Origin of the sequence: Mesorhizobium sp. B2-4-17, assembly GCF_006441275.1 — a bacterium.
Classification (GTDB): Bacteria; Pseudomonadota; Alphaproteobacteria; order Rhizobiales; family Rhizobiaceae; genus Mesorhizobium.
Genome location: NZ_VFUX01000001.1, coordinates 293,330 through 305,698, shown reverse-complemented (window position 1 = coordinate 305,698; position 12,369 = coordinate 293,330). Strand labels below are relative to the sequence as shown.

Here is a 12,369-nt window from a genome sequence, read left to right as displayed (position 1 = left end):
CGCCGGTCACTGCACGATTCCGGCCTTGCGCAGCCCGTCCACCACGAGCTCGAAATCGGCAGGGTTCTTGTAGGGCAAGATCTTGCGGCGGTATTCCAGCGAATAGTCGGGATTGACGCGGAGTACCTCCTGCCATGCCGCACGGGCCTCGTCGAAACGGCCCAGATGGCCGTAGCTGGCGGCTAGAAGCGCGCGCGAGACGTCGCTGATGGGATTGCGGCTCAACCGCTGCTGCAACAAGTCGACAGCCGTTTCGTACTTTTCCAGCTGAAACCATGCCAACACCTGGAAATGCAGGAGCACGTCCGGAAAATAGGGGTTCAAGGCCGCGCCGCGCTCGAACCACTGTAGCGCCTCCTCGGATCTACCCGAATAGTGGAGCGCCTCGCCCAGGCTTACGTGCGCTTCGGCGAAGTTCGGATTGAGGACTATCGCGCGCTCAGCCTCGCTGATGGCTCCGTCGTGCCGACGTGTGTAAAGGTAGACCAGACCGAGCGCCCAATGTGCCAAGGGGTCGCCATCATCCACTGCTACGGCCCGCGTCGCAATCTCGGCAGCTTGCTCCATCGATCTCGGCGGCGAGGCACTCCACCTGTTCAAATAGTCGAGCCCATGAGTGAGAGCCAGAAAGGCGTGCGCCGAAGCGAAATTCGGGTCCAGTTCCACGGCACGTTTCAGAACGTCACGGGCGGCAATATTCGTTTCCTTCGTCAGCCGGTGCCACAGCTCCCGGCCTCGCAGGAAACAATCATAAGCCTCCACATTGTGGGTGTGCTCGGGCGCCAGCCGCTGCCGGTCGCCATCCGCCAAATTGACCGCGAGCGCGCCGACGATGTGCTGCGTCACGTCATCCTGCACTGCGAAGATACCGGTCAGGTCGCGATCGAACCGCTCCGCCCAAAGATGGCCGCCCGAGGTTGCATCGATGAGCTGCGCGGTGATGCGCACCCTGTTGCCCGACTTGCGTACGCTGCCCTCCAGCACGTGCCGGACGCCGAGCTTCGTGCCCACCTCCTGCACATGGACGTTCTGGCCCTTGAAGGTGAACGACGAATTGCGGGCTACGACGAACAGCTGCGACAGCTTCGACAGCGCCGTAATGATATCTTCCGAGATACCGTCGGCGAAGTAATCCTGCTCGGCGTCGCCGCTCATGTTGGCGAACGGCAGGACGGCGATCGACAGCTTCGGCGGCGCTGCCGCCGCAGGCCGGACCGCCGCGGTATCCGAAGTCGCGGGCACCTTGGCCCCTGCAGCGAATAGACCCGGATGGGCTCGGCGATGTTCTTGAGCTTGGTGTCGCCGAGATCGTTGACGGAGAGATCGAGCCTCGCCTTGACCTGGCGATAGGCATCTTCTGACAGGCAAATGGCGCCCGGCGCCGCGACGCCCTCCAGGCGCGAGGCGATGTTGACGCCGTCGCCCATCAGATCGCCGTCGCTTTCCTCGACGACGTCACCCAGATGGATGCCGATCCGGAACTCGATACGGCGGTCCTGCGACACGCCGGCATTGCGCTCGACCATGCCGTTCTGCACCTCGACGGCACAGCGCACGGCGTCTACCACGCTGCGAAACTCGACCAGCGCCCCATCGCCTGTGCGCTTGATGACGCGCCCGTTGTGCACGGCGATAGTCGGATCGATCAGGTCGCTACGCTGTGTCCGCAGCCTCGCCAACGTACGATCTTCGTCCGCGCTTGCGAGTCTGCTGTATCCGACCACATCCGCAGCCAGGATTGCGACTAGCCTACGATTCTCGCTCATGGGTCCGTTTCCTCATCTCCACGATAGCAGGAACACGGAGGCAGGAGGGAACTTTCGCAAAAACGGCGGCCACGCAGCCGCCCGATGCGCAGCGCTCCGTTGCCGGATCCACACGGATCGTTCGATGCCCATTTGCGCTGCCGCTTGCCGGCCGACGGCGATCGGTTCATCCTTGTGAGACCGTGGCGGTGTGTACGCAGCGAGATCATGCCGTCACGGCCCCTAGCGAGGTCTGTTCCATGGACTGTTCGGGCTGCGGTTTCGAGATTGAGGGCGGTTACGCCTTCTGTCCGAGGTGTGGCAGGCGCCAGCCCGTGCCATGCGCCAGTTGCGGCTATCCCTGTGCGCCTGATTTCGAGTTCTGTCCGAAATGTGGGGCAAGCGTTGGTGCGCACGCAAAAGCCGTCGAACGGCCTGGCCCGACACCAAGCCGGACCATTGTGCCGCCTTCTCGAACCCCGTCGCTGCTTTCGAACATCGAAAGCGAAGAAGGGCTGCATCCTGTCTCCGACGCCGATCGCCGGACGGTGACGGTGCTGTTCGCCGACCTTTGCGGCTTCACGACACTCAGTGAGCAGCTCGACCCCGAGGTCATGCAAACGCTGCAGAACGAATTGTTCAAGGAATTGACGGCGGCCGTGCGAAACTTTGGTGGTTTCGTCGACAAATTCATCGGCGATGCACTGCTCGCTTTGTTCGGTGCACCGGTCGCGCATGAGGACGATCCCGAACGTGCGCTTCGCGCCGCTCTCGACATGATCGCCCGGACGGCGCGGCTCGGCGAAAGCGCCCCTCACTCCGGCTCGCCTCTGTTGCTCCACATCGGCATAAACACGGGTCCGGTCGTCACCGGCGGATTGGGCATCGGCACCGCCAAATCCTACTCGGTGACCGGCGACACCGTGAATACGGCGCAACGACTGCAATCGCTGGCCGCACCGGGTGAGGTGCTGGTAGGCGAGCTCACTCACAGGTTGACCCGGCATGCTTTCTCTTACGAGTCGCTGGGTGATGTCGTGTTTCGCGGCAAGGCTGGCAGCGTGCTCGTCCATCGACTGGATGCACCGCTTGCGGCGCCGCGTGCAGCACGTGGGCTCGAGGCGCTCGGCCTCAGTGCGCCGATGATAGGTCGTGGTGCGGAGCTCGATAGAATGCTGGCGAGCCTCGACCAGGCGTGTGGCGGCTCGGCCCAACTTGTCCGCCTCGTCGGAGAAGCCGGTATCGGGAAATCGCGGCTGGTGCAGGAGTTCGTGGCCCGCGTCGGCGACGAGGATCGTTTTCGCAGCGTCGCCGTACGGCGGGTCACATGCTCACCGCTGGGCGAACAATCATTTGGCGCTTTGGGCGCAGTGGTGCGCAGCGCTGCCGGGATGATGCAAAACGACAGTGGGGACGAAATGCGCGGCAAGCTCGCAGGCTTGCTTGGCGATCTCGGCCTGCAGGGCGAGGAGGCGAAGCGGCTGATGCCTTTGCTCTACCATGTGCTTGGCCTTGGCGACCCCGATGCCACCTTGCAGCATGTCGAGCCAGAGCAGTTGCGGCGGCAAATTCTCTACGCAGTCCGCACAATCATCGAACGGCGGCTTGCGTTGTCGCCGCTGTTGATTGTCGTCGAAGACCTGCACTGGGCCGACGCCGTGTCGCTCGAGGCGCTACGTTTCGTAATGGACAGGTTGGAACGTACGCGCTTGATGTTGCTGGTCACGCATCGTCCGGCATCGGACCACGGCCAGCTCGACTCAAGTCGGGTCAGTCACACAGCGCTCAGGCTTTCGCCGCTCAACAACAATGACGGACGCACCCTGCTGGCGGCGCTTTTCGGCGAGAGCTGGGTAAACTCCGCAGGCGGGCTTCTCGACCAGATCCTCGATCGCGCGGGCGGCAACCCCCTTTTCGTAGAGGAGATCGTTCGCGGCCTTGTCGATCGCGGTGTACTGATGCGCGATGGTCAGCAATGGCGGACTGTGGCAGGCGAAGTCGCAACCGACATTCCCGCCACTATCCAGGCAATGTTGCTTGCTCGCGTCGACCGGCTGCCTCAAGAGGTGCGCCGGTTGGCCCAGGAAGCCGCGGTAATCGGCCCGCGCTTCGATGCCACACTTCTGAGATCCGTGACCGCCGACCCCGGCAAGCTGGAAACCGGCTGCGAACTGCTTTGCGATGCGGAAATCATTGAGGAAGTTGCCGGATCAGGCTCGGTCTCGTCGCAAAGCTACCGCTTTACGCAAACGTTGCTGCAGGACGTGATTTACCAGAATCTGCTCCTGCAACGCCGGACCGACATCCACGGGCGAGTCGGTGCTGCCTTGGAGCAACTTTGCGGCGACAAGCCGGAACGGCTCGAGGATTTGACCGTGCTCGGTCATCATTTCGCACAGAGCGCCGAGCGGGAGAAGGGCGCGCACTACCTGCAGGCAGCGGGCGATCGCGCCCGCATGATATATGCCAACGACGACGCCCTTCGTTTCTACGAGCGAGCGCTGACTGCGCTGGGCACGACCGGGCAGGCACCGCTCAAACTGGCTATTGCAGAGTGCATTGCCGATTTGAGCGGCCCGCTAGGCCGCCGCGAGATCGCGCACCACCACTACGAGACGGTGTTGCAGGCATATCGCGAGTCGGCCAACCATATCGCTTCGGCACGAGTTTTGCGTAAGATCGGTCGGCTGCTCTGGGACGTCGGCAAGCGGGACAACGCAGAATCCCGCTATGCTGAAGCGGCAGCGCTCCTCGATGGGGCGGATGCCCCGGTCGAGCAGGCGCATCTCTGGCAAGAACGTGGCCGACAGGCGTTCCGTGGCGGAGATAACGCTCTCGCGGCAAAATGGGCAGACGCGGCGCTGGATTGCGTACGCGATCTGACAACGGAGCATGTCTCCGAGGCAGGGCGCGATGCCACTCTTGTGACCGCCGAGGCACTCAATACCAAGGCTGTTGCGTTGGCTCGCCTTGGGCGAAACCATGAAGCCGTGCGTCAGGTTGAGCGTAGCATTGAATTGGCCGAAGCCGCCGGCCTGCCGGGCGCGGCCTGCCGCGGCTATACCAATCTCGGCGTGCTTTATACGACCATCGATCCGGCACAGGCGATGGAGGTCTGTCGGCGCGGTCTTGAAGTGGCGCGTCGTATTGGTGATTTGGGTTTCCAGGCGCGCCTCCTCGCCAATCTGGCGGTCGCTTGTTGTACTTTCACGGATCGCTGTCCGACGGAGGGCGTGCCCGCTGCCGAGAAGGCCATCGAGATCGACCGGGCGCTCGACCAGCGTGAGCACCTGCCGGTGCCGTTGATCGTGCTTGGGCAGATCCACCAGTGCAACAGCCGCCCGGAGCTGGCGGTTGGGTTGTTCCACGAAGCACTGGACGTAGCCCGCGAAACGGGCGACCCCCAACTGCTGTTTCCGTGCTATGATGGCCTCGCAACGCTTAATCTCGACCTCGACAATCTGATCGAGGCCGAACGCTACTTTTCCCTGGCGCAGGGTATATGCGCCCAGCACGGGCTCGACCCGGAAGCGCTTGTGGTGCTGCCTTTTCTCGACTAGCCGGGGTTGGAGGTTGCAAATGTCCGCGCAGAGTGACTTGGTGCCGCTTCAACCGGGCGACCGTGCGCCGAATGTTGTACTCGACGCCATTACCCAGGAAGGCAAGATCGCGCTGGACGACTTTCGCGGACAAAAACCCGTGCTGGTCGGCCTGTTTCGAGGTCTGCATTGTGCGTTTTGCCGGCGCCATATCGCCGCCCAGGCGCGGCTCGATCCGGAGCTGCGTGAAAAGGGCGTCGGGAGCCTGACGGTGGTCAACACGCCCATCGAGCGGGCACGTCTCTATTTCCGCTACCACCCGATGCCGAACCTGCTCGCGGCCTCCGACCCTGAGCGCGCTTCACATCGTGCCTTTGGACTGCCCAATCTCGAATTCACCCAAGACGAAACGAGCTGGCCCTACAAGGTTTCGATGGCAACGGCGATGGCTATGCGGGTCGATATGCCAGGCGAGATGCCCGGTCCAATGGATCCTTTTGCAGCCAGCTCATTCCTCGACAAGAAGGACCATTACGAAGTGACCGAAGCCGACGAGCAGATGATGGCAACGGGACACGGACAACTGATCGGTCAGTTCCTGCTGGACCGGCAGGGCATCGTTCGCTGGAGCTTCACGGAGGTTCCAGAGGGTGGGCGATACATGTTCGGGGCGCCAAGCCCGCGGGAGCTGATGTCAGCGGTGTCCCAAGTCGCCCAATAGACTTGTGAACGCGGTAAACGGCGGGACCTGAACAAAGCTGAAGCAATTCAGACGTTGGCCTCGACAAGCCGGACTGTACGGCTCATTCGAGTGCGGCCTCCAGAATGGCGACAAAGTCATCGAGCGAGCGGTCGCCGCGAATCTCGATGCGGGGAAGGTCGATTGGATCGCAATCGAGGTCCGCCGGCCCGTGCCTGCCGCCGAAGCCGGTTCGATAGCCGCACGCCCTGGCCAGCCGGCCAAGCCGCCGGTCGGTGACAGAGAAAGGCGCCGCGAACGTCGTCGTTGGCCGGCCGGTCCATCGCTCGACGAACATGCGTGAGCGCAAAAGTTCGGCGGCCAGGTCGGAGCTCGACAGACCGTCGATGGCGCGATGCGTCGCCATATGGCCTCCGAAGAACGCACCTTCGCCGGCGAGGCGCCGCACCGTCCCGGCGTCCATGAGCGGCGTCGGTGGACCGCAGTCGGCATCCCACTTGGCACTTCCCCCACCAAATCCGTCACCAGGAACACTTCCGCGGTCAGGTCGTTCCCGCGCAAGATCGGCCAGGCATGGTCGGCAAAGTTCTGGAAGCCGTCATCGAACGTGATCAGCACCGGACGGCCAACGAAAGGGTGACGGTTGGCGATGAACTATTCCAGTTGCTCGGACATGATCGCGTGAAAGCCATTGGCGCGCAGCCACCACGATCGAAACCAAGGGATGATGCGCCACGCCGTCTTACCCGCGCCTGGTTCGGAGGTAGAACAGGAGTCCCGACACATAGCCGGCGATTTCCTTCGTCGACCCATCGTCCGCCAGGAACATCGGTACCACACCGCCTACGGTAGCATTGCCCTGGATCATCGAGCTTTCGTTTTTTCGGCAAGAGTCGGCGAATGTTAAAAACGGATGACGGCATCGGACGGCAGCACAGCCCTGTCAAGATCGGGGCGAATTGGAGGCAGGCAAGAAAGACTTGAAGACAGGCTGGAATGGCAAGCACTCATGTCCGACGGCGTAGAGCTGAGATCGATGCGCCCGTGCATTTCCGCCCGCGCTTTCTTCACCGCTCGGGTGAGGATCATCTGGTCTTCGCCACACCAGCCGCTCTGTCAATATCCGCCGACGACCGGCAATATCTCGCCGGTGATGTAGCTCGAGCAGTGCGGCGAGGCGAGGAACACATAGGCGGGCGCGAGTTCTTCCGGTTGCGCCGGTCGTTTCATCGGCGTGTCGGCGCCAAACTTCGCCACATCATCTGCTTCCTTGTCCGCTGGATTGAGCGGCGTCCATACCGGACCCGGCGCCACGGCGTTCACTCGTATACCCTTGCCGATCAGGCTGCCGGAGAGCGCTCGCGTAAAGGCATGGATGCCGCCCTTGGTCATGGAATAGTCGACCAGCGCCTTCGAGCCCTCGATACCCGTGACCGAGCCGGTGTTGATGATGGCCGAGCCGGGTTTCATGTGCGGCACGGCCTCCTGAGCCATATGAAAATAGCCGTAGAGATTGGTCTTCAGCGTGGTGTCGAAATGCTCTTCGGTCAGTTCGCTGAAATCCTGGGAGTGAATCTGGAAAGCCGCATTATTGACCAACACGTCGATCCGCCCGAATTTTTCAACCGTCTCCGCCACCGCCCTCTGGCAATGTTCGCGCTTGCTGACATCGGCCTTCACCAGGATGCAGCTTGCGCCCTCCTTCTCGACAGCCTCCTTTGTCTCTTGGGCGTCCTTGTCCTCCGCCAGGTAGACGATCGCAATGTCGGCGCCTTCTCGGGCAAACAAAACCGCTACGGAACGGCCGATGCCGGAATCGCCACCTGTGATCAAGGCGACTTTGCCGTCGAGTTTTTTCGATCCGAGGTAGTAGGGCGCGTCGTAAAGCGGAGCGGGCTCGATCGCCCACTCATGCCCAGGCTTTGGCTGGTGCTGCTCGGGGAAGGGCGGTTCGGGGTAATTTCGCGCGCCTGCCTGCATGGCGCCTTGCTGTTTGGCTTTGGGTCTCGATTTGTCCTTTGCATCGATGCTGCGCTGGATGTGGCGCTGCTTGGCCGCCTCGCCGGCGATTTCCGATTTCATCCGCATGGCTGTCTCCTGATCTGGAGAACGAACAACTCCCGTCAGACAAAAAGGTTTACGCCGCTCGCATCATTTCCTTTATCGGTCGCTGCTGTCGGCCGCATCGGAGCTGCGGCTCCCTTGTCACCTGTTTAGCTGAAACGGCTGGCGCGGAAGGTTGCGAGCATTGGGTGTGGATTGCCCGAGACGATCTCGCGGGCGAGCAACTCGCCGACAATCAGTCCGAGCGTGGCGCCGCTGTGGCTGAAGGCAACGTGGAGACCAGGGACGGTCTCGAGTTCTCCAAGCACCGGCTCGCCGTCGCCGGGGATAGGCTTCGGGCCGACGGCGTAGGCGGCGAGCTGGAGACGCGGATTGCCGTCGAGCACTGCACTGGCTTCGTCGAGCAGTCCCTGGACGGTCCTGTCGTGCACGGTGTAGGTGCCGTCCGAGTTGGCGACGACCTCTTCCTCCGACCATGCCGAATCCAAAACAAGCGCACCATCGGGCGTTGGCCGCACCGCCACCCGCGGCGTGTTCAGAACGGCACGAAGGTCGGTCTTGATCGGTTGGGTTTTCAGGAGCAGCGAAATCGGCGTGGCGTCGGGGACATGAACGCCAATCTCGGCGAGCGCGGCTGGAGTGGCTGGTCCAACGGCAAGCAGCACTGAATCTGCCTTTAGCGGCTCGCCACCAGCGGTGACGACGCCGCGAGCGCGGCCCCCCATAATATCAATCCGCACGCGTCCGGCATCCTCGACAAGCTTGCCGCCCTTGGCGCGGAATTCCTTGAGCAGCCGATCGATCAGAGCGGGCAAGTCGACCCATCCCTCGCCAGGATTGAAGATCGCGCCCTGTGGACTGATCGCACCGGTATTCACACCGGGCGTCACGGCGGCAACTTCCGCCGGGCTGAGCAACAGGGCGTCATAGCCGATATCCTGCTCCAGTTGGCAGATCGAGACGATCTGGTTTGTGTTCTCGTCCGCATCCCAAGTCAGGCCGCCGTCGAAGCGGAGCCACGATGCCGTTTCCGGCTTTGTGGCAGCCAGCGTGCGATAGCGGTCGATGCCAGCGAGCCTCAAGCGATGATAGGCGGTGTCGGCGCGCCGCGCCGAGTTCAGCCAGGAAAGTGAACGGCCCGAGGCCCCATTGGCCGGCGCACCATCGTTCACGATCGTCACGTCGAGGCCAAGACGAGCAAGATGCAGAGCGGAGGAGACACCAAAGATGCCTGCGCCGACGACGATCACCTGGCGCGGCTTTGAGGATGCGGTCATGGAGAGTTCCTTCTACGCGGAAGAGGAATGGGAATGCCGACATTGGGCGAAGAACGGTAGGTCTAGTAATCCTTCAGCTTCTTCATGTAGCGCCGGCCCTCAAGCATCGGCCGGTCGCGCAGATCGGCCAGCTTGTAGGCAAACCGCCATAGAGTGTCGAAGAAGACCAGGGGCACGAGATAGGGCTTGATCCGATCTGCCATGCCCATGAGGTCGAGTTCCGTTGCGTCCACAAGCAGGATGTTCTCACGGCTGCCATATTGGAAAAGAAAGTCGCGCGCGCGCTCGGTGAGGCGCCGCGTCTCGTCCAGCCCCAACATCACAATGAAGCCTGCATCCTCGTCCACCACCTCGAAAGGCCCGTGGAAGAACTCGTTGGCATGTATGGCCTGCGAATCGTACCACTGCATCTCCATCAGGACGCAGATTGCGTACGAATAGGCCGCGCCATAGCTGGCACCGCTGGCGAGAGTATAGATTGCCTTGCGCGGCGCGAAACGGGGTGCAAAGGCCTGAAACCGGTCGGCATAGATCCGGTGCGCACGATCGATCGCCGGCTGGAGATGGCCGAGGCTGATCAGCAGGTCGGCGGTCAGTCCGGCATTCTCTCGATCGTCGATCAGGCCAGCGAGCACCATGTAGAGCACTCCGTAGTTGCTGTAGGCTGAATCGATTGTTTTGCCGGTCGTGTAGGAAGCCTGGTAGGCGACCGGGTGGTCGACCGCCCCAGCAAGCGGCGATGTTTGGTCGAGTGTCATGCCGATCGTCGTGGCGCCTCGATCCCGCGCATGATTGGCAGCACGCACCGTTTCCCTAGTGGTTCCGGTCTGCGAGCAAAGGACAACGAGCGTATCGGGTCCCAAGCGCCGTGGATCACGGCAGACGAACTCATCCGCATTGTAGATGTCGCAGGCCATCGTGCCGCTGTGACGGTCGACGAAGTATTTTCCTGCCATCATGATGGAGAGCGAGCCGCCGCACGCCACGAGAAATAGATGCGAAAACCGCCTGCCCGCCGTGGCGGCCAGGGCGCGTTCTACATCGGCGGGCAGTGCGGAAATCATGAGCATCCTCGTCTCGTTCGGAAAGCTTGAGGCCGGCGCACAATTGACAAACAGCAGTCATTGTGTGAACGTTCTCATATTCATAAACCGAAAGTTCCGCCATGGTCAAGATTGCCGCGATGGGCGATAACGTTGTCGATTGCTATATTGCCCGGGGCGAGATGTATCCTGGCGGCAACTGCCTCAATGTGTCGGTCAATATCAGCCGCTTCGGCGGGCAGACGGCATATGTCGGAGCGATCGGCGGAGACCGCGCCGGGGACCTGATCCACACCGCGCTGTCATCGGAGCGCGTCGACGTCAGTCGGCTGCGCCGCCTCGACGGGCCCACCGCCTACTGCCTCATAGGTCACCACAATGCCGATCGGATTTTCCTGACCTTCGATCTCGGCGTGTCGATGTTCACGCCGAACCGAGAAGATCTCGATTTTCTCTCGGGCTTTCAGGCCACCCACATCGGTCAGTCTAGCGGGCTCGATGCATGGATACCGGAGATTGCCAATAAATCGCTGGTTTCTTATGATTTTTCGACACGTCGGGAACCGGAGCATCGCCATTCGATCGGACGCTACTGCTATCTGGCCTCGGTGTCGGGTGACGGTCTCGATGACAAGGAATCGGACGCAATTGCATCCGAATTGCTTGCATGTGGTTCCAAATGGGTCCTTGTCACGCGTGGTCGGGCCGGTGCGCTGCTTCGCAGCCACTCCGTCTCCTGCCGCGTCCCGGCGCGACTGGTCGAACCGGTCGACACGCTGGGCGCGGGCGACACCTTCATCGCCCGAACGCTATTCGGCCTTCTTAAGCAAGAGGCACCTCGGGACATTCTCGGCCAAGCCGCCGAGGCAGCGGCGGCTACATGCCAGTACTACGGGGCGGTCGGCCATGCGGCGGCGATCGATATAGGCGTGGTCACGTCCGAAATCCTGCTCCGAGCGCAGCGCCTACAAGACGGAACGGTGTAGTTGCCGGGTTCTCCATGACAATTGACGTAAAGAATTTCCGATGCTAACGTGAGAACGTTCTCATCATGAAACCAGGCGTCGCCTGAGAGCGTCGGTCCGTGGATGAGAGCTCAAGTGGGATCGCAGGCCGAGTACGGCTATCAATGAGAGGAGAAGACATGCAAACGAATTCGAGCAGGCGTCGGCTGATCAAATGTGGTCTGGCCGCGACCATTGCGCTGGTGACCGGATTTGGAACTTTGGTCGCGTCAACGCAGTCAAAGGCGGCCGACAATCCCTACAACCTCATTGATCCTTCGGCGATCAGTGTCGGGACGATGGGCGATGCAAAACCTTATGTCTTCACCGACGCCAATGGCAATTTCACGGGGTTCGACGCGGAACTGTTCCGTGACGTGGCCCACCGGCTCGGTTTCAAGGACGAGCAGGTCGTTTTCACCGGCCAGGAATTCTCGGCGCTGCTGCCCTCCGTTGCCAACGGCCGTTTCGACGTGGCCGTTGCCGCCATCGGCACGACCGCGGAGCGCAAGAAGACCGTGGATTTCAGCGACGGCTACCTCGCTGGCTACCTGTCGATCATCTCGGCCGATCCGGCACTGACCAGCAATGAGAGCACCGCCGGAAAGCGCATCGGCGTGATCCAGGGTACACTGCAGGAAATCTATGCCGAGAAGAACCTGAAGGGTGACATCGTCAAATTTCCCGACAACAACACCGCGGTAGCTGCACTCAACAACGGAACGATCGATGGCCATTTCACCGACTACGAGTCGGCCAAGCAGTATGTCGAGCGCTATAAAAACCTCAAGATAACGATGAACGTGCCATCCTTCGATGCGCCGGCGGGCTTCGTCGTAAAAAAGGGCAATGACACCTTTCGCGAGGCGCTGAATAAGGCGCTGCATGCGGCCATGGACGACGGCACCTGGAAACGGCTGCACGAAAAGTGGTTCCCAGGCACCCCGATGCCGGACCAGTATCTGCCCAAGAAGTAGTCCGCAGGGCGTCTTTCATC

General features: G+C 61.7%; 8 protein-coding genes and 2 pseudogenes. 4 read left to right on the top strand and 6 right to left on the bottom strand.

Translation table 11 applies throughout. The features are described from left to right. Positions 1-6 precede the first annotated feature (6 nt). Positions 7-1,766 (bottom strand): annotated as a pseudogene (locus tag FJ548_RS01285) (adenylate/guanylate cyclase domain-containing protein). Between the two features lie 239 nt (positions 1,767-2,005). Between FJ548_RS01285 and FJ548_RS01280 the strand changes: the two are divergent. Both FJ548_RS01280 and FJ548_RS01275 read left to right on the top strand, forming a co-directional pair. Further along, a complete protein-coding gene (locus tag FJ548_RS01280; protein ID WP_140776368.1) occupies positions 2,006-5,305 on the top strand; it encodes an adenylate/guanylate cyclase domain-containing protein in 3,300 nt (1,099 codons plus the stop codon). Positions 5,306-5,324: 19 nt separating this feature from the next. Then, the gene (locus FJ548_RS01275) at positions 5,325-6,005 is read left to right on the top strand and encodes a redoxin domain-containing protein (RefSeq protein ID WP_140610407.1); all 681 of its coding nucleotides are present in this window, start codon (positions 5,325-5,327) and stop codon (positions 6,003-6,005) included. Positions 6,006-6,087: 82 nt separating this feature from the next. Here FJ548_RS01275 and FJ548_RS01270 read toward each other — a convergent pair whose 3' ends face one another. The 5 genes and pseudogenes from FJ548_RS01270 to FJ548_RS01255 form a co-directional block, all read right to left on the bottom strand. After that, positions 6,088-6,447, bottom strand: coding sequence for a polysaccharide deacetylase family protein (locus tag FJ548_RS01270; protein ID WP_246671519.1), 360 nt, complete (start codon positions 6,445-6,447; stop codon positions 6,088-6,090). Positions 6,448-6,539: 92 nt separating this feature from the next. Further along, a pseudogene (locus tag FJ548_RS30675) lies at positions 6,540-6,602 on the bottom strand (hypothetical protein); the annotation flags it as partial. A gap of 498 nt (positions 6,603-7,100) precedes the next feature. After that, entirely contained in the window at positions 7,101-8,072 is a 972-nt protein-coding gene (locus tag FJ548_RS01265) for an SDR family oxidoreductase (protein ID WP_140610408.1), read from the bottom strand. Between the two features lie 125 nt (positions 8,073-8,197). Next, positions 8,198-9,325 (bottom strand): FAD-binding oxidoreductase, encoded by a 1,128-nt coding sequence (locus FJ548_RS01260; RefSeq protein WP_140693756.1) that lies wholly within the window; start codon positions 9,323-9,325, stop codon positions 8,198-8,200. 62 nt (positions 9,326-9,387) lie between these two features. Further along, positions 9,388-10,395 carry an SIS domain-containing protein gene (locus FJ548_RS01255; RefSeq protein WP_246671520.1) on the bottom strand — a complete coding sequence of 336 codons (1,008 nt, stop codon included), beginning with the start codon at positions 10,393-10,395 and terminating at the stop codon, positions 9,388-9,390. Between the two features lie 95 nt (positions 10,396-10,490). Here FJ548_RS01255 and FJ548_RS01250 point away from each other — a divergent pair, with 95 nt between their 5' ends. After that, the gene (locus tag FJ548_RS01250; protein ID WP_140610410.1) at positions 10,491-11,354 is read left to right on the top strand and encodes a PfkB family carbohydrate kinase; all 864 of its coding nucleotides are present in this window, start codon (positions 10,491-10,493) and stop codon (positions 11,352-11,354) included. Between the two features lie 158 nt (positions 11,355-11,512). Further along, positions 11,513-12,349: an ABC transporter substrate-binding protein gene (locus FJ548_RS01245; RefSeq protein WP_140610411.1), complete on the top strand. Its 837-nt coding sequence runs from the start codon at positions 11,513-11,515 to the stop codon at positions 12,347-12,349. The last annotated feature ends 20 nt before the right edge of the window (positions 12,350-12,369 follow it).